This is a genomic window from Stenotrophomonas sp. 10N36, assembly GCF_056395005.1.
The window spans coordinates 1-16,237 of sequence record NZ_JBFTIS010000001.1 but is presented as its reverse complement, the minus strand read 5'-3'; the positions used below and the strand labels follow the sequence as shown (position 1 = coordinate 16,237).

Below are 16,237 nucleotides of genomic sequence, written 5' to 3'. Positions count from 1 at the left end.
GTCGGGTGTAGAGTGCAGCTCGCCGCCACTGCTCTAGACTATCGGCCTTAATCTCCAGGACGGGGCACATGCAAGCGTTGAACATTAGCGCCACGATCCGCCTGGATTTCACCCCGGTCACACGCTGGGACGAATACCACGATGCCTTCGTTGCAGCTTTCGGCCTGCCGGCATTCTATGGCCGCAACGGTCATGCGCTGCTCGACTGCCTGTCCTCCCTGCGCGACGCCGACACAGGGATGTGCCGGGTGGTGGTAGCGCCCGGGGAGGTCGTTCTGGTGCAGGTGGATGGCCTGGCCGCCATGCCGCGCGAGCTACGCGAGTCCTTCATCATGACGCTGGAACTGCTCAGTGAACGCTGCGCGGCGCGCGAACAGTCGTCGCCCATTGTCCTCGTGATCATCTAGGCGCAGCTGCCGCTGCGGGGGCAGGGTGGCTGGCGGGCAACGCCGTTCCGAGGTGCTTTGCAAAGAACCTCGCCATCACCCGATACGCCTGCTGGCTCTCCGGCAGTTTGGCATCCAGATGGAACGCGTGCCCCAGCCCCTCCCACACATGCAGGTCCGACACGCGCTCCAGGTCCACCAGCCGGCTGTGCATGTAGGACACATTGCTCAGCTCCGCCGCGCGGGTGCCGGTGATGAACAGCGTGGGCGGAAACTGCGCCAGCAGCGGTTCGGAAAACACCGGCGACACCAGCGGGTCGCGGAAGTCGACGTCGCCGTAGTAGAGGTCTTCCATGATGGGCAATGTGCCGTCGGCATGGGGCAGCAGGGCGTCGTTGATCGCGGCCATGACGTAGCGCGAGTCGCCGCCGTAACGCGCATCGCCGCCCGCGCAGAACAGGCCGGCAGCGCCGGGCATGGGCAGCTTCTCCTTCGCGAACCAGGCCAGTGACTCCCCGGTGAGCACGCCACCGGCCGAGCAGCCGAAGATGCCGATATGCGCGGCGGGCAACCGCGCCAATGCCGCCCGGTACACCGCCGCGACATCCTCGCTGGCCGCCGGGAAGCGGTGCTCGGGGCCCTGGCGATACTCCACGGCAAGCACGGTCATGCCGGTCATCGCCGCCACCGGGATCGCCTCGAGCAGGCCCAGGCTGTCAGCGCGGCCGAATACAAAGGCGCCGCCATGCAGTTCGATCAGCAGGCGTTGATGTGCAGGGTCAGCCGGCGCACTGCGTGGCTGCACGCGCACCACCGGAATGCCGCCCCAGGTTTCGTGATGCAGCTCCACCGCGAAGCGTTTGCGCAGTTCGGCGATCTCGCCATAGGCCCATTGGTCGGTCCCCTTGCGGATGCTGTCCAGCTGCGCGAGGACGGCGGCATTGTCCAGCTTGGCCGTGGGATCGCCGTGGATCACTGCGCTGCGTACGCTGTCCTGCGCCTGCGGGCTGAGATAGGGCGACACCGGCAATGCGAAGCTGGGCACCTGACGCACGCCGTCAGTAGGCGCTGCGGCGTGCGCGCCGGGAGCCAGCAGCAGACACAGCGGAAGCGCCGACATCCATTTCGAAACAGCCATGTGCACGGTCCACGTTGCGGGAATGCGGCACAGGATAGCGCCCGGCGTGGCCCGGTACTAAGCATCACCCTGCCGATACGTGCACGGTGCCGTCGCCGGTTGTTGACGCGCTACCGGCGATGCTGTGCCATCCCCACCCGTTGGAGCTACCCGATGAACGCATCGTCGCATTCGCCGCCCGGCGTGCCCCCCACGCCCACGCCAGGGTCGCCTGTTGCGCCGCCCGTGGAAGTGCCGGTGAGCCCGGAACCGCCGGTGCAGGGGCCGCCTGCCGAAGCACCGCCCCAGGGGGATCCTCCCGCGCAGGTCCCGCCGCTGGAGGCGCCGCCTGAAGGCGATCCGACCCCTGCAGCGCCGCCGGTCGAAGCGCCGCCCGCCTCACCGCCTGGGCAGTAGTAGTACGACGGGTGGCCTGCCTCAGTCCTTCGACGGGGGCGTCTCGTAGTCGGCCGGGGTGACCTTGCCGTCGTCCTGTTCCGGCATGTCCTTGTCCTTCCAGCGGGCGTCGTCATTGCGGACCTTGTCCGGCGTGAACGCCTTCTGCTGATCGTCTTCAGGCGTGCCGCGTGGGTGGGTGTGCGTGTTCATTCGCTGACGCCTGTGCGTGTGGAGTTCGAGCATCCTGCCGCCCGGGTGAACGTACCGTCGCTCCCTCTCAACATGGCGCACACGGTTGAGTCACCCCCCCGGTACGCAGCCCGGCGTAGCAATGGTGCATCCCTCACTGGAGCAGCATATGCGCGCTTTGACCTACCACGGCAGCAAGGACGTCCGTGTCGATACCGTTCCCGATCCGGTGCTGGCGGCCCCCGACGACCTGATTCTGCGCGTGACCGCCACGGCGATCTGCGGCTCGGACCTGCATCTGTATCGCGGCAAGATTCCCGACCTGCACAGCGGCGACGTGCTGGGCCATGAGTTCATGGGCATTGTCGAAGAGGTCGGCAGCGGTGTGAGCGACCTTCGGCCGGGCGATCGGGTCGTGATTCCGTTCGTGATTGCGTGTGGCAGCTGCTTCCATTGCCGTCTTGCCGAGTTTGCCGCGTGCGAAACCACCAACAGCGGCAAGGGGGCGGCGATCAATCAGAAGGGAATCCGGCCGCCGGCGGCGCTGTTCGGCTACAGCCACCTGTATGGCGGGGTGTCGGGCGGGCAGGCCGAGTTCGTGCGCGTGCCCAAGGCAAACGTGGGTCCGCTGCGCATTCCGGACGGGCTGTCCGACGAGCAGGTGCTGTTCCTGTCCGACATCCTGCCCACCGGCTACCAGGCGGCGATCAACGCCGGGGTAAAGCCGGGGTCCAGTGTAGCGATCTTCGGCGCAGGGCCGGTTGGCCTGATGAGCGCGGCGTGCTGCCGCCTGCTGGGGGCGGAGACCATCTTCATGGTCGACCACCTGGCGTACCGCCTCGACTTCGCGCAACGCACCTATGGGGTGACGCCGATCGACTTCACGCGTGTCGACGATCCGGCCGAGTACATCGTCACCCAGACCAACGGACGCGGCGTGGATGCCACCATCGAGGCGGTGGGCTTTGAAGCCGAGGGCAGCGCGCTCGAGTCGGCGTTGACCACGCTGAAGGTGGAAGGCAGCAGCGGCGTGGCGATCCGCCAGTGCATCGCGGCCACGCGCCGCGGTGGCACGGTGAGCATCCCCGGCGTGTATGCCGGCTTCGTGCACGGCTTCCTGCTCGGCGATGCGTTCGACAAGGGCCTGACCTTCAAGATGGGCCAGACCCACGTACAGAAACTGATGCCGGAACTGCTCGACCATATCGCGGAGGGGAACCTGGACCCGGGGGTGATCGTCACCCACCGCATGCCGCTGGAAGAGGCGGCCAAGGGCTACGAGATCTTCGACCGCAAGCAGGAGGATTGCCGCAAGGTGATCCTGACGCCCTGACATGGGCACGGTGAGCAACATCGCCACGCCACGTACGGAAACGCCTGCCTTGGTGCAGCACGCGCAGGCATGGCTGGCCCGCCATCCCGCGCTGCCGCTGCCGGGGGCGGGCGACACCCTGGGGCGCTGGCGGCTGTTGGCGCAGATCGGGGCGCAGGATCTGTGCCTGGCCAAACTGCTGGAGGCACACTATGACGCCGCGGCGATTCTGCATGAACTTGACGCCCCGCCGCTGGCTACCGGGGAACTGGCGGCGGTATGGGCCGCCGAGGGGCCGGCGGCGACGCTGGCCTTCGATGCCGGCAGCAGCACGCTGAGCGGCGCCAAGCCGTGGTGTTCGGGTGCCGATTGGGTGGGCGCGGCGCTGGTGACGGTGCGCGTGGACGGGCATTGCCGGCTGTTCCGTGCGGACCTGCGACAGGCGCGCCTGAAGTGCGACACCCAAGCCTGGCAGGCCACCGGCATGGAGCGCATTCCCAGCGCTACCGCGCATTTCGACCGGGTGCCGGCCGTGGAGATCGGCGTGCCCGACGCCTACCTGCAACGCCCCGGCTTCTGGCACGGCGGCGCGGGTATCGCCGCGTGCTGGTTCGGTGCGGCAACGGCATTGGCCGCACCGCTGCGGTGCTCGCCCAAAGCGGGTGAGCCGGGCGTGGCGGCCGCACTGCTGGGCCAGGTCGACATGAGCCTGTCCGCGTGCGCGGCGCTGCTGCGTGAGCTGGCGGACTTGATCGACGCCGCCCCCACACACGCCCACATGACCGAAGTGGTGAGGGTGCGCAGCGTAGTGGAGCGCGCGTGCGTGCAGACGCTGGATCTGGTTGCACGGGCGCTTGGGCCGGGCCCCATGTGCATCGACCCGGACCACGCGCGGCGCTGGAGCGACCTGACCGTGTTCATCCGCCAGAGCCACGCCGACCGCGACTGGCAGCAGCTGGGCATGGACTGCCATCGCGAAGGGCGGGCATGGACGTTGTAACGCGCCACATCGCTGGCGACGGCGTCAGCGAGGCCCAGTGGCAGGCGTGCGCGTGGCTGGATGCGGTGCCGGTGTGCGATGCCGCAACGTTGCTTGCGGGCTATGCACGGCTGGTGGTGGTGTCGCCGCACCCGGACGACGAAGTGCTCGCCTGCGGCGGTCTGATGGCCACTACTCAAGCGTTTGGGCTGCCGGTGATGGTCATCTCGGTCACCGATGGTGAGGCCTGCTATCCGGGCCAGGCGGCGTGGTCACCGCAGCGGCTGCGTCGCACGCGCCAGCAGGAACTCGCGCGTGCGTTGGACTGCCTCGGCTTGGCCGATGGTGACCACCACGCGTTCCACATCGATGACGGTGCCGTAGCTGGCAGCGAAGCAGCGCTGGCGACGCGCCTGCTGTCGTTGCTGCGCGCCGATGACCTGGTGCTGGGGCCGTGGCGTCTGGACGCGCATCCCGACCACGAAGCCGTCGGTCGCGCCTGTGCGCTCGCGGCCGCATCGCGTGGCTGCACGCTGCGCGAATTCCCGGTGTGGGGCTGGCATTGGCTGGATCCGCAGGACGCGCCGCGTGCCTGGGCGTCGGCGACGCGCTTCCCGCTGAGTGCCGAGATGATGCAGCGCAAGCGCGCGGCCATCACGCAGTTTTCGACCCAGCTTGGCGCGGTGGACGGGCTGGACTGCGACCCCATCCTGCCACCCACGGTGGTGCAGCGTTTCGAGCGTGACTACGAGGTGTTGATTGGATGAATACGACCGCCTACTTCGACGCGCTCTACCAGCAGGACGATCCGTTCGAGTACCGCACCCGCTGGTACGAGGCGCGCAAGCGTGCGCTGACCTTGGCCAGCCTGCCACGGGACCACTACCTGCGCGGCTGGGAACTGGGGTGCTCCAACGGTGTGCTCACCGCCGCACTCGCGCCGCGCTGCGCGCAGTTGCTGGCCACCGACCTGAGCGAACAGGCGGTGAGCGCGGCGCGCCTGGCCCTGGCCGCACACGCGCATGTGCGGGTTGAGCGAGCCGAGCATCCGCGTCAGTGGCCCGATGGCACGTTCGACCTGATCGTGTTCAGCGAGCTGGGCTATTACCTGGATCCGCCGACGATGCAGGCGATGGCCGCACGGCTGGCAGCGTCGCTGGACGCCCAGGGCGTGCTGGTCGCCTGCCACTGGCGGCCCGCATTCGCGGAGGCCAGGTGTACGGCCGAATTCGTGCACGCACAGCTGGACGCGCTGCTGCCGCGTGCGTTCTCCTGGGGCGATGCGGACATGCTGCTGCAGGGCTGGTCGCGTGACACCCGCTCGGTTGCCGAGCACGAGGGACTGCGATGATCGCGGCGATCGTACCGGCGCACAACGAGGAGCGGCTGATCGGGCCCTGCCTGCAGGCGTTGCAGGCGGCCGCGCAGCATCGCGCCCTGGCCGGCGAAGACGTGCGGATCATCGTGGCCCTGGACCGGTGCAGTGACGCCACGGCGGCGATATGTCGGCGCTTCGGCGTGCAGGTGGTGCGGGTCGAGGCCGGCTGTGTGGGGGTGGCGCGCGCCGTGGCCAGTGACCACGCCCTGGCACAGGGCGCGCGATGGATCGGCTGCACCGACGCCGACAGCCGCGTGCCGGCCGACTGGCTGGTGAAGCAGGTGCAGTGCGGTGCCGGCGCCTTCTGCGGGGTGGTGACCGTGGACGATTGGCAGGACTATGCGCCGACCGTGCAGCGGGCCTTCGGGGCTGCCGAGCAGGCGCGGGACGGCCACCTGCACGTGCACGGCGCGAACATGGGTTTCAGCGCCCGCGCCTACCGTGACAGCGGCGGGTTCCTTCCCCTGATGACTGGCGAGGACGTCGCCCTCATTGCGGCCATCCAGGCCAGCGGCACACATGTGGCCCGCCTTGCCACGCCGCAGGTGGTGACCAGCGCCCGCCGTCATGCGCGCGCGGTGCACGGCTTCAGTGACTTCCTGCGGCGCCTGGAAGCACAGCTGCGCGGCAACGTTGATCCGCCTGATGCGGTACTTGATGACCCCGCGACCAAACCAGCCGGCGCGTGCTGATGGCAGCCGTGGATCTGCTCGGCTGGGCAGCGACCGCCATCCTGGTGGCCACGCTGTGGCGGCAGATCTGGAAGCAGTGGCACGCGCCCGACAGCGAGGCGGTATCCACCTGGTTGTTCGTCGGGCAGATCAGTGCGTCGGTGCTGTTCATCCTGTACAGCGTTGCGCTGCATTCCTGGGTGTTCGTGGTCACCAACAGCCTGGTGCTTGGCACCGCGGTGGCGGGGCAGGTGATGGCGCGCGTGAAGCGGAATCGCGATGCGTCGTGAAGACGCAATCGCATGGCGCACACGCGGCGGAAACAATCGCAACGCACTGCCGATACGTCACTGAACCGCTTGTTTTCAGTGTCACGCCGACTTCATTGCCGATGCGGAAAAGTGGATCCACCCAAGCACGGGCAAGCCCGAAACTTCAGGAGCAGATCGCAGTGACTACCGAAACCAAGACCACGCACACCTTGAATGACCTGATCGAAATCGCCCGCGACGGCAAGGATTTCTACACCGAGGCGGCCGGCAAGGTGAAGGACGCAGAACTGTCTGCGCTGTTCACCCGCATCGCCGGTGTAAAGGACGAACTCGTCCGCTCGCTCAGCGCCACGGTGGTGGCCGCCGGTGGCAAGCCGGCCGACCACGGCACGGTGGTGGGGTCGATGCAGCAGTTCTACGGCAAGGTCCGCGCCACCCTCGGCGACACGCAGTACGGTTATGTGGCTGAACTGGAGGAATCCGAGGATCGCCTGCTGAAGGCGTTCAAGGACACCCTCACCGACAGTGACACCACCCCGGCCGCGCGCCAGGAAGTGCAGCGCCTGCTGCCGCAGGTGCAGGAATGTCATGCGGTCATGCGCGACCGCAAGCATGCAATGAAGCACTGACCGCCGGGCATCGCAGCGCCTTGATCGGCGCCGCATGAACACGCGCAGTGCACCGCGTAGACAGCCCCGGCACGCCCGGGGCTGTCTGCGTCTGGCGGCCGAACGCCGCCGTACGGGGGGTGGGGAATTGGTGCATACTCGATCGAAAGGGCTGACTGGATCTGTTATGGAACACATGCGTTGGCTGACGCTTCGGCTTGGCAATAATCAATCCATCGGACCGAAGGTGCTGTCGGACCTGTGGTCCAATGCCTGCGAAACGAACCAGTCGTCGGTGACCCGCGACACGATGCCGGGCAAGTCCACGTCCTATGCGCTGCATGCGCCGCTGTCGCTGGCGTATCCCAAGCGCGCCGAGCTGCGCATGCGCAAGCTGTTGGAAGAGGCCGGTTACACGTTCACGCTGGGGTCGCTGGCCGATCGCCCGGCCCCGCAGCCGCTTCGCGTGCGCTGATCAGGGCGGGGCAAGCTGCCGGACCATGATGCGCACCGGGAACCCGCCGGCATGCAGGATCGATTCCAGCGGCGCCCACCCGAGCCGGCGGTACAGGCCGCCATCATCGGCTTCGGTCTGCAGGTAGACCTCGCGCACGCCCTCGCTGGCGGCGCGCGTCATCAGGTCGTTGATCAGGGCCTCTGCCACGCCCTTGCCGCGTTGCGCGGCCTCCACGTAAACGCCCCCCAGCCAGTGAAGACGTTCCGGGCGTTCCGCGCGTTCATGGAACTTCAGCTGCGCGGCCGCGACAGGGCGATCATCCTGCAGAGCGATCAACAGCATCGGCAGGGCGTCGGGCTGCAGGAACACCTCCAGCCGTTCGCACTCGTCGGCCAACGTCCGGCCGGGCACGTGGTGCCCCCACTGCTGGAAGTACCAGGCCGCGACCTGCGGCAGCAGCTGGGGCCGGTCACTCAACGTGACCCGTAGCAGGGTGGTCACGACGCAGCCGGGTACACGGCGAGGATCTCGCAGCGGGCCTGGGTACGGTTGATGGGCGGTTCGGGCAGATAGCCGCGTTCGGCGATGGCGTCCAGGATGGGGTCCACCGTCGGAATCACTTCCAGCATGTCGCCTGGGTGGCCGCAGATCACGCCGGTCTTGAACCCGGAATGGAACCGCAGCTGCGGCGAGTGCACCAACCCGCGGCAGGACGGCGCCACTTCGATGACGTAGTGGCGGTACCCACCGGAGTAGCGCGGGTTGGTTTCCACGGTGACGCCCTGCGCGCTGTCGCTCCAGCCGCGCACATGGCGGGTGCTGAAGCAGTACGACGGCGAGCCGCGGAAGGTGCGCCGATGCTCGGTCACATTCACCGCGTCCAGCGTGACCGGGCGCCCCACGTCGTTCTGTTTTGCCTGCTGTGCGAACTCGCGGCGGCTGATGCGCTCCACCGCGGTGATGGTGCAGGTTGTGTCGCCGGCGACGACCCGCTCATCGCCGGTGCCGCAGACCCAACTGTCGACAGCGGCAATGCGCGGGTCTTCGGCGGCGAGCAGTCCCGGGCAGGCAGCGTTGAAGCGCAGCCGCCACGGTGACTGGTGGCGGTCGAGCAAGGAGATGCTGTCCGGGCTGCTCTGGTTCATCTCCAGCAGGCCCTTGGCGTCCATGCACTGCGGGCCCGGCGCAGTGCGCGCGGCGGACACCGGGGCAGGGGATTCGGCGTGGGCAGTGGTCAAGGGAAGACCCACGGCCAGGATCGCAAGCAGGGCCGGAAACCGGCGGCGCTGCCGCACAGGCAGAATGGAACGGGTCGTCACGGCATGCACTCCTTGCTGACTGGACGGTTCCGACTATAGCACCGGCCTGCGCGGCCCTTGTTGCACCGGGCACAGGGGGCGCGCAGACTCCTCCTTCCCCCGGTTCCGCACTGTCTTCGGCCATGTCCACCGCTGCCTTCAACCTGCGTCGCTACGGCCGCACGTCCAGCGTGGACCGGCATGACTTCGCGCAATGGGTGGTGCCGCTGCAGGGCGAACTGGCGTTCGAGCTGGAGGGGCGTGGCGCACGCCTGGACGTCTGGCAGGGCGCCTTCGTGGCGCCGTCGGCGGGGCACGCGCAATGTGCGCTGCAGGACGATCGCTTCCTGATCGTGGATTGCCCGGCTGCGCTGCTGGATGACGACACCTTGCAACGCCTGGAGCGGCACCCGGTGCTGGCATTGCCGGCGCCCGTACGTGCGATGGCACGGCGCGTCAGCGCGACGGGCACCGGCCAGATCGACCCTGCGGTAGTGGCGCGTGAAATGCCGGTGCTGCTGGAGGCCTTTTCGCTGGCTGGCAGTGCCACCCGCCTGCAGGCGGTCTGCGCGCGCATTGAACGCCAGCCCGGTCAGGCCTGGCCGGTGGAGCGCATCGCGGCCGAGGTTGGCGTCAGCGGCAGCCGGGTGCACGCGCTGTTCCGGCACGCGTTCGGCCTCAGCCCACAGGCTTGGTTGAGCAGTTGCCGTCTGCGCTGGGCGCGCGGCCAGTTGGCTGGCACCGACCTGGCTATCGCACAGATTGCCCAGCACGCGGGCTACTCCGAACAGAGTGCGTTGACCCGGGCGCTGCGCCGCGAATGGGGCATGAGTCCGGCCGAATACCGGCGCCGGCAGCGGCAGTAGCCTGGGTCAAGACCGCCGCTGTGCCGATGCCTACACTGGCGCCTTGTTTCCGGTAGCGGTGCACGCGCGCAGATGAATCGATCGATGGGAGTGGGCATCGCCAACGGCATTGCCGCGGGCGCACTGTGGGGCGTGGTGTTCCTGGCGCCGGCGATGCTGAGCCAGTTCGGTGCGGTGCAGCTGTCGGCCGGTCGCTATATGGTCTACGGGCTGATCGCCGTGGTGCTGCTGGCCCCGCGTTGGCGCGACCTGCGCACGCGCATCGGCATGGCCGAATGGCGCGGCCTGCTGTGGCTGAGCCTGGCCGGCAACCTGGTGTATTTCGTGTTGCTGGCCAATGCCGTGCAGTGGGCCGGTGGCGCGGCGGCGTCGCTGATCGTCGGCCTGATTCCGGTGGTGGTGACGCTGGCGGGTGTGCGCGAGAAGGGGGCCGTGCCGCTGCGCAAGCTGGCCCCCGCGCTGCTGCTGTGCCTGGCCGGGGTAGCGCTGGTGGGCTATGAGGCGCTGCAGGCCGAGCACGCGCAGGGGTCCACCGGGCGTCGTCTGCTGGGCCTGTTGTGTGCCGTGGGCGCGCTGTTTTCGTGGGCGGTGTATTCGATTGGCAACAGTCGCTGGCTGGCACGCCGGCCGGACCTGTCCGGCCACGACTGGTCGCTGTTGACCGGCGTTGCGACCGGCGCGCTGTCGCTGTTGCTGGTGCCCAGTGCCTTCCTGCTACCGAGCGCATCCCACGCCGCGGTGGACTGGGGCTGGTTCTGGCTGATCAGCGCCGGGGTGGCGGTGGTGGCCTCGGTGCTGGGCAACGCGTGCTGGAACCGGGCCAGCCGCAATCTGCCGCTCACCCTGACCGGCCAGATGATCGTGTTCGAGACGCTGTTCGCGCTGCTGTATGGGTTCGCTTGGCAACAGCGCTGGCCGACCCCGATGGAAACAGTCGCGATCGCGTGCCTGGTGTCCGGGGTGCTCATGTGCGCACACGCGCATCGGCCGCCGCGTGCGATTGCCGAACATGTGGGCTGATCGCCTTGCTGCGGTTGCATGGTGTCATTGGCAACCTTTTTTGCCGACGATGCAGGCCGATCGCGCCCCGCGTGATCTTGCACTGCAACACTTGACAAGCCCCCCGTCGGCGTAGTTTTCTTGGCCCATGGTCTCTATCCCCGCCACCGCCCAGCTCTGCACCGCCGCCCTCGCGGCCGGTCGAGGCGTGCCTGCGCAGACCACCGGTACCACCACCATTACCACCGTCACCACTCGCCTGGTGCGGCCCGTCGTCTTCGCGTAATTTCCGAAAACAACGGCCCCGCACCCGGAACAGGTTGCGGGGGAGCGCCTTCAACCTGACCCGATGCGGGGCCTCGAATCGAGGTCTTCATGTCATCCGTCGCCGTCCTGCCTGTTGCCGCTGAACCCGCCGCCCCCGAACTGCGGGCTGCCACCTCCACCATCGTGCATAAATTCGGCGGTACCTCGGTGGCCGATGCCGAGCGCTATCGCCATGTCGCCCAACTGCTGCTGGCGCGCGAGGAAGCCGTGCAGGTCACCGTGGTGTCGGCCATGAAGGGCGTTACCGACGCGCTGATCGCGGTGGCCGGTCTGGCCGCCGACAATGCGCCGCACTGGCGCGACGCGTGGCATGCGCTGCGTGCACGTCATCGCGGCGCCGCGGTGGCGCTGCTGGGCGAACACGCCGGCCAGACGGTGGAGTGGCTCGATGCCCGCTTCGACCACCTTGCCGAGGTGCTCGGCGCGCTGGCGGTGATCGGCGAGTTGCCGGTGGAAGTGCTGGACCGGGTGCAGGGGCTGGGCGAGGTGTACTCGGCGCAGCTGCTTGGCCAGTACCTGCAGAGCCTGGGCGAAGCGTGCGCCGTGCTGGACGCACGGGATGTGCTGGTGGTGGACCGCGGCGAGCTGGGCGTGGATGTGGACTGGGTGCAGAGCGCACAGCGGCTGGCGCGCTGGCGCGAGGCGCACCCGTCGCCGCGCGTGGTCGCCACCGGTTTCGTGGCCCGCGACCGCCGCGACCGCATCACCACCCTGGGCCGCAACGGCAGCGACTATTCCGGTGCGATCTTCGCGGCGCTGTTCAATGCCGATGAACTGCACATCTGGACCGATGTCGACGGCGTGCTGTCGGCCGATCCGCGCGTGGTGCCGGAAGCCGTGCAGCTGGACGCACTCAGCTACGACGAGGCCTGCGAGCTGGCGTACTTCGGGGCGAAGGTGGTGCACCCGCAGACGATGTCGCCGGCGATCGAGCGCGGGCTGCCGATCATCATCCGCAACACCTTCAATCCCCTCCACCCGGGCACGCGCATCACCGCCGAACGGACCGTTGCCGGGCCGATCAAGGGCCTGACGCTGAGCCCGGACCTGGCCGTGCTGAACCTGGAGGGCACCGGCCTGATCGGCGTGCCGGGCACGGCCGAGCGGGTGTTCGCCTCGCTGCGTAACGCGCATGTGTCGGTGGTGATGATCTCGCAGGGGTCGTCGGAGCATTCGATCTGCTGCGTGGTCAAGCAGGCCGAGGCCGTGCGCGCGCGTGATGCCCTGCTGCAGGCCTTCGCCCATGAACTCAACCTGGGCCAGGTGCAGCGGGTGCAGCTCACCGACAACGTCAGCGTGCTGGCGGCGGTGGGGGACGGCATGGCCGGGCAGCCGGGCGTGGCCGCACGCCTGTTCGAATCGCTGGGGCGGGCGCAGGTCAACATCCTGGCGATCGCGCAGGGTTCGTCCGAACGCAACATCTCGGTCGCCGTCGACAGCCGGCACGCCACCAAGGCGCTGCGCGCCGCCCATGCCGGGTTCTGGCTGTCGCCGCAGACCTTCTCGGTGGGCGTGATCGGGCCGGGCAATGTAGGCGCGGCGCTGCTGGACCAGCTGCAGGCGGCGCAGTCGCAGCTGCTCGGGCGTGCCAACGTCGACCTGCGGCTGCGCGCGGTGGCCTCGCGCAGCCGCATGGTGCTCGATCAGCGTGGCGTGCACGGTGACTGGCGCAGTGCGCTGGCCACGTCGTCCGAAGCCACCGACCTGGACGCCTTTACCGAACACCTGCTGTCGGCCCACCTGCCGCATGCGCTGGTGATCGATTGCAGCGGCAGCGCCGAGGTGGCCGACCGCTACGCCGGGTGGCTGGCGGCCGGTATCCACGTGGTGACCCCGAACAAACAGGCCGGCGCCGGCCCGCTGCCGCGCTACCAGGCCATCCGCGAGGCGGCCGCCGCCAGCGGTGCGCGTTTCCGCTACGAAGCCACGGTGGGGGCCGGCCTGCCGGTGATCACCACGTTGCGCGACCTGGTCGATACCGGCGATGAGGTGCTGGCCATCGACGGCATCTTCTCCGGCACGCTGGCGTGGCTGTTCAACAAGTACGACGGCCAGGTGCCGTTCTCGCAGCTGGTGGCGCAGGCCCGCGGCATGGGCTACACCGAGCCGGACCCGCGCGATGACCTCTCGGGCGTGGATGTGGCGCGCAAACTGGTGATCCTGGCGCGCGAGGCCGGGCGCGAACTGAGCCTGGAGCAGGTGCAGGTGGAGAGCCTGGTGCCCGAGGCGCTGCGCCAGGCCGGGGTGGAGGAGTTCATGGCCGGGCTGGATGCGGTGGATGCGGTCTTCGCCGAGCGCCTGGCCGCGGCCAAGGCGCGGGGCGGGGTGTTGCGTTACGTGGCGCGGCTGTCGCCCGATGGTGCGCAGGTAGGGCTGGTGGAGCTGCCGGCCGGGCACGCGTTCGCGAACCTGCGCCTGACCGACAACGTGGTGCAGTTCACCACGCGCCGTTACTGCGACAACCCACTGGTGGTGCAGGGCCCGGGTGCGGGCCCCGAAGTGACCGCCGCTGGCGTGTTCGCCGATGTGCTGCGGGTGGCGGTGGGCGAAGGAGCGCGCCTGTGAGTCGTGGTGATGACAACGTGGCACGCGCGTTCTCGCCGGCCTCGGTAGGCAACGCCGCGGTGGGCTTCGACATCCTGGGACATGCCATCGCCGGTGTTGGCGACACGGTGACCGTGCGCCGCATCGAGGCGCCGGAGGTGCGTATTGCGGCCATCCGCGGCACCCCGTTCGCGCTGCCGCTGCACGCGCCGGACAATACCGCCGGTGCAGCGTTGATCGCGCTGCGCGAGGCGCTGGCCTTGCCGTTCGGATTCGAGGTGGAGATCGACAAGGGCATCGCGCTGGGGTCGGGCATGGGTGGCTCGGCGGCGTCCTGCGTGGCCGCGCTGGTGGCGGCCAATGCACTGCTGGACGCGCCGCTGTCGCGCGAGGCGCTGTATCCCTTCGCGCTGGACGGCGAGGCGGTGGCCAGCGGCGGGCGGCACGGCGACAACCTGGGCCCGATGCTGCTGGGCGGGCTGGTGTTGAGCACGGCCGAGCGGCTGGTGCCGATTCCCGTGCCGGATGCCTGGCACAGCCTGCTGGTGCATCCGGAGGCCGTGCTGGAAACCCGCCGTGCCCGCGCGGCGCTGCAGGGCAGCTATGCGCTGGGCGAGTTCGTTGAACAGAGTGCCAACCTCGCGCTGGTGCTGAGCGGCTGCTTCACCGCCGATGCGTCGCTGGTGCGTGCCGGGCTGCGCGACGTGCTGGTGGAGCCGCGCCGCGCGGGATTGATTGGGGGCTTCCATGCTGCACGTGATGCGGCGCTGGCGGCCGGTGCGATGGGTGCCAGCATTTCCGGCGCCGGGCCGAGCGTGTTCGCCTGGTTCGAGCGGCGCGACGCCGCGCTGGCGGCGCAGGCGGCGGTGCAGCAGGCCTTCGCCGACGCCGGGTTCGACAGCCAGGGCTGGGTCTCGCCCTTGAACGCGCCGGGCGCGCAGCTGCTGTGAGTGTGGTGCTTCTTACTTTCTTCCAGGATGACCGATGAATTTCGTTTCCACCCGTCACACCGCACCGCCCGCCACGCTCAGCCAGGCCATTGCCGCCGGGCTGGCCCCCGACGGCGGCCTGTATGTTCCCGCGCAGCGCCCGCAGGCGTCAGCGTGGCAGCCGCAGGGCTCGCTGGCCCTGGATGCCGCCGCGGTGCTGGCACCGTACTTCGAAGGCGATGCGCTGGCATCGCACCTGTCCAAGCTGTGCGCCGATGCCTTTGATTTCCCCGCGCCGCTGCGCGCCCTGAGCACCCCCGGTGACCATGTGCTGGAGCTGTTCCATGGCCCCACCGCAGCGTTCAAGGATTTCGGCGCACGCTTCCTGGCGGCCAGCCTGGCCCGGTTGCAGCGCGACCGCGAGCAACCGCTGACCATCGTGGTCGCCACCTCTGGTGATACCGGCGCGGCGGTAGCGGCGGCCTTCCACGGCCAACCGGGCATCCGCGTGGTGGTGCTGTATCCGGATGGGCGCGTGTCACCGCGCCAGGCACACCAGCTGGGGTGCTTTGGCGACAACATCCACACGCTACGCGTGGCCGGTTCGTTCGATGACTGCCAGGCGATGGTGAAGCAGGCCTTGGGCGACCGCGAACTGCAGGCCCGTGTGCCACTGAGCTCGGCCAACAGCATCAGCCTGGGGCGCTGGTTGCCGCAGATGAGTTACTACGCCCATGCCGCGCTGGAACACCACGCCCGCACTGGCAACGTGCTCAACCTGGTGGTCCCCACCGGCAACCTGGGCAATGCGATGGCCGCGCTGCTGGCCCGGGCGATGGGTCTGCCACTGGGGCAGATCGCACTGGCCACCAACGCCAACGACGTGCTGCCGCGCTTCTTCCATGGTGGTGCGTACCAGCCGGCCACCAGCGTGGCCACGTTGGCCAATGCGATGGACGTCGGCGCGCCGAGCAACTTCGAACGGCTGCGCTGGCTGTATGCCGATGACGATGCGGCGCTGCGCGCGGACCTGCACGTGGAGGCGGTGGATGATGCGGCGATCCGTGCGTTGATCACACGGCGCTGGACGCAGGCCGGCGAAGTGTTCTGCCCGCATACCGCCACCGCGGTGGCGGTGCTGGAGGCGTTGCGTGCCGATGGCATGCAGGGGGATTGGGCGGTCGCGGCGACGGCGCACCCGGCCAAGTTCGAATCGGTGGTGGAACCGTTGATCGGCCAGGCGCTGGACGTGCCGCCCTCGCTGTCGGCGCTGCTGCAGCGGCCGGCGCACGCGCAGCCGTGCGCGCCGGAATACGCGGCGCTGCGCGAGGTCCTGCTCACGTAGCGCCGGGCTCTCCCCGGCTGCCGTTCGTTCCGGGGTCATGATGTCTGATGCAAGCCGGGCAGAGCCCGGCTCTACGCGCCAATCGCCGGAGTGGCTGCTCACGTAGCGCCGGGCTCTGCCCGGCTGCTGTTCGTTCGGGGGTCATGACGTCTGGTGCAAGC

Annotated in this window: 18 protein-coding genes; 14 read left to right on the top strand and 4 right to left on the bottom strand. The window is 69.0% G+C overall.

Annotated elements, in window-relative coordinates; genetic code table 11:
• Nucleotides 1-68: 68 nt before the first annotated feature.
• Nucleotides 69-407, top strand: a complete 339-nt coding sequence (locus AC1DCJ_RS00090) for a barstar family protein (RefSeq protein WP_320487872.1) — start codon at nucleotides 69-71, stop codon at nucleotides 405-407.
• Here the strand turns inward: AC1DCJ_RS00090 and AC1DCJ_RS00085 are convergent.
• Complete coding sequence (locus tag AC1DCJ_RS00085) at nucleotides 400-1,524, bottom strand: alpha/beta hydrolase fold domain-containing protein (RefSeq protein ID WP_414715909.1); 1,125 nt, start codon at nucleotides 1,522-1,524, stop codon at nucleotides 400-402. The two genes, AC1DCJ_RS00090 and AC1DCJ_RS00085, sit on opposite strands and share 8 nt — an antisense overlap.
• Nucleotides 1,525-1,941: 417 nt before the next feature.
• Nucleotides 1,942-2,112 (bottom strand): hypothetical protein, encoded by a 171-nt coding sequence (locus AC1DCJ_RS00080; RefSeq protein ID WP_193557414.1) that lies wholly within the window; start codon nucleotides 2,110-2,112, stop codon nucleotides 1,942-1,944.
• A 148-nt stretch (nucleotides 2,113-2,260) separates the two neighbouring features.
• Between AC1DCJ_RS00080 and AC1DCJ_RS00075 the strand changes: the two genes are divergently transcribed.
• From AC1DCJ_RS00075 to AC1DCJ_RS00040, 8 genes are all read left to right on the top strand, one after another.
• The gene (locus AC1DCJ_RS00075; RefSeq protein WP_137189339.1) at nucleotides 2,261-3,424 is read left to right on the top strand and encodes a zinc-dependent alcohol dehydrogenase; all 1,164 of its coding nucleotides are present in this window, start codon (nucleotides 2,261-2,263) and stop codon (nucleotides 3,422-3,424) included.
• A gap of 1 nt (nucleotide 3,425) precedes the next feature.
• Nucleotides 3,426-4,403 carry an acyl-CoA dehydrogenase gene (locus AC1DCJ_RS00070; protein ID WP_478069797.1) on the top strand — a complete coding sequence of 326 codons (978 nt, stop codon included), beginning with the start codon at nucleotides 3,426-3,428 and terminating at the stop codon, nucleotides 4,401-4,403.
• On the top strand, nucleotides 4,391-5,149 hold the full coding sequence (locus AC1DCJ_RS00065) for a PIG-L deacetylase family protein (RefSeq protein WP_478069796.1): 759 nt from the start codon (nucleotides 4,391-4,393) through the stop codon (nucleotides 5,147-5,149). The genes AC1DCJ_RS00070 and AC1DCJ_RS00065 overlap by 13 nt, the downstream gene beginning before the upstream one ends.
• The gene (locus AC1DCJ_RS00060) at nucleotides 5,146-5,733 is read left to right on the top strand and encodes a methyltransferase domain-containing protein (protein WP_478069795.1); all 588 of its coding nucleotides are present in this window, start codon (nucleotides 5,146-5,148) and stop codon (nucleotides 5,731-5,733) included. Before AC1DCJ_RS00065 ends, AC1DCJ_RS00060 begins: the two co-directional genes overlap by 4 nt.
• Complete coding sequence (locus tag AC1DCJ_RS00055; RefSeq protein ID WP_137189343.1) at nucleotides 5,730-6,452, top strand: glycosyltransferase family 2 protein; 723 nt, start codon at nucleotides 5,730-5,732, stop codon at nucleotides 6,450-6,452. The genes AC1DCJ_RS00060 and AC1DCJ_RS00055 overlap by 4 nt, the downstream gene beginning before the upstream one ends.
• A complete protein-coding gene (locus AC1DCJ_RS00050) occupies nucleotides 6,452-6,721 on the top strand; it encodes a hypothetical protein (RefSeq protein WP_320487868.1) in 270 nt (89 codons plus the stop codon). Before AC1DCJ_RS00055 ends, AC1DCJ_RS00050 begins: the two co-directional genes overlap by 1 nt.
• 161 nt (nucleotides 6,722-6,882) lie before the next feature.
• Nucleotides 6,883-7,332 (top strand): PA2169 family four-helix-bundle protein, encoded by a 450-nt coding sequence (locus AC1DCJ_RS00045; RefSeq protein ID WP_137189345.1) that lies wholly within the window; start codon nucleotides 6,883-6,885, stop codon nucleotides 7,330-7,332.
• Nucleotides 7,333-7,498: 166 nt separating this feature from the next.
• On the top strand, nucleotides 7,499-7,786 hold the full coding sequence (locus tag AC1DCJ_RS00040; RefSeq protein ID WP_038688668.1) for a hypothetical protein: 288 nt from the start codon (nucleotides 7,499-7,501) through the stop codon (nucleotides 7,784-7,786).
• Here AC1DCJ_RS00040 and AC1DCJ_RS00035 read toward each other — a convergent pair whose 3' ends face one another.
• Nucleotides 7,787-8,269 carry a GNAT family N-acetyltransferase gene (locus AC1DCJ_RS00035; protein ID WP_478069794.1) on the bottom strand — a complete coding sequence of 161 codons (483 nt, stop codon included), beginning with the start codon at nucleotides 8,267-8,269 and terminating at the stop codon, nucleotides 7,787-7,789.
• Complete coding sequence (locus tag AC1DCJ_RS00030) at nucleotides 8,266-9,087, bottom strand: DUF6491 family protein (protein ID WP_478069793.1); 822 nt, start codon at nucleotides 9,085-9,087, stop codon at nucleotides 8,266-8,268. Before AC1DCJ_RS00030 ends, AC1DCJ_RS00035 begins: the two co-directional genes overlap by 4 nt.
• 122 nt (nucleotides 9,088-9,209) lie before the next feature.
• Here AC1DCJ_RS00030 and AC1DCJ_RS00025 point away from each other — a divergent pair, with 122 nt between their 5' ends.
• The 5 genes from AC1DCJ_RS00025 (at nucleotide 9,210) to thrC (ending at nucleotide 16,076) form a co-directional block, all read left to right on the top strand.
• Complete coding sequence (locus tag AC1DCJ_RS00025; RefSeq protein WP_448135742.1) at nucleotides 9,210-9,932, top strand: helix-turn-helix transcriptional regulator; 723 nt, start codon at nucleotides 9,210-9,212, stop codon at nucleotides 9,930-9,932.
• Nucleotides 9,933-10,004: 72 nt separating this feature from the next.
• Nucleotides 10,005-10,952: a DMT family transporter gene (locus AC1DCJ_RS00020; RefSeq protein ID WP_478069792.1), complete on the top strand. Its 948-nt coding sequence runs from the start codon at nucleotides 10,005-10,007 to the stop codon at nucleotides 10,950-10,952.
• Between the two features lie 354 nt (nucleotides 10,953-11,306).
• The gene (gene thrA, locus AC1DCJ_RS00015) at nucleotides 11,307-13,823 is read left to right on the top strand and encodes a bifunctional aspartate kinase/homoserine dehydrogenase I (RefSeq protein WP_478069791.1); all 2,517 of its coding nucleotides are present in this window, start codon (nucleotides 11,307-11,309) and stop codon (nucleotides 13,821-13,823) included.
• Nucleotides 13,820-14,752 (top strand): homoserine kinase, encoded by a 933-nt coding sequence (locus AC1DCJ_RS00010; protein ID WP_478069790.1) that lies wholly within the window; start codon nucleotides 13,820-13,822, stop codon nucleotides 14,750-14,752. Before thrA ends, AC1DCJ_RS00010 begins: the two co-directional genes overlap by 4 nt.
• 34 nt (nucleotides 14,753-14,786) lie before the next feature.
• Nucleotides 14,787-16,076, top strand: a complete 1,290-nt coding sequence (thrC, locus tag AC1DCJ_RS00005; protein WP_478069789.1) for a threonine synthase — start codon at nucleotides 14,787-14,789, stop codon at nucleotides 16,074-16,076.
• The last annotated feature ends 161 nt before the right edge of the window (nucleotides 16,077-16,237 follow it).

Coding starts and splice junctions, on each gene's coding strand:
- AC1DCJ_RS00040 (WP_038688668.1), top strand. CDS start 7,499: ATGGAACACATGCGTTGGCTGACGCTTCGGCTTGGCAATAATCAATCC.
- AC1DCJ_RS00055 (WP_137189343.1), top strand. CDS start 5,730: ATGATCGCGGCGATCGTACCGGCGCACAACGAGGAGCGGCTGATCGGG.
- AC1DCJ_RS00085 (WP_414715909.1), bottom strand. CDS start 1,524: ATGGCTGTTTCGAAATGGATGTCGGCGCTTCCGCTGTGTCTGCTGCTG.
- AC1DCJ_RS00050 (WP_320487868.1), top strand. CDS start 6,452: ATGGCAGCCGTGGATCTGCTCGGCTGGGCAGCGACCGCCATCCTGGTG.
- thrC (WP_478069789.1), top strand. CDS start 14,787: ATGAATTTCGTTTCCACCCGTCACACCGCACCGCCCGCCACGCTCAGC.
- AC1DCJ_RS00025 (WP_448135742.1), top strand. CDS start 9,210: ATGTCCACCGCTGCCTTCAACCTGCGTCGCTACGGCCGCACGTCCAGC.
- AC1DCJ_RS00070 (WP_478069797.1), top strand. CDS start 3,426: ATGGGCACGGTGAGCAACATCGCCACGCCACGTACGGAAACGCCTGCC.
- AC1DCJ_RS00020 (WP_478069792.1), top strand. CDS start 10,005: ATGAATCGATCGATGGGAGTGGGCATCGCCAACGGCATTGCCGCGGGC.
- AC1DCJ_RS00065 (WP_478069796.1), top strand. CDS start 4,391: ATGGACGTTGTAACGCGCCACATCGCTGGCGACGGCGTCAGCGAGGCC.
- AC1DCJ_RS00080 (WP_193557414.1), bottom strand. CDS start 2,112: ATGAACACGCACACCCACCCACGCGGCACGCCTGAAGACGATCAGCAG.
- thrA (WP_478069791.1), top strand. CDS start 11,307: ATGTCATCCGTCGCCGTCCTGCCTGTTGCCGCTGAACCCGCCGCCCCC.
- AC1DCJ_RS00075 (WP_137189339.1), top strand. CDS start 2,261: ATGCGCGCTTTGACCTACCACGGCAGCAAGGACGTCCGTGTCGATACC.
- AC1DCJ_RS00060 (WP_478069795.1), top strand. CDS start 5,146: ATGAATACGACCGCCTACTTCGACGCGCTCTACCAGCAGGACGATCCG.
- AC1DCJ_RS00090 (WP_320487872.1), top strand. CDS start 69: ATGCAAGCGTTGAACATTAGCGCCACGATCCGCCTGGATTTCACCCCG.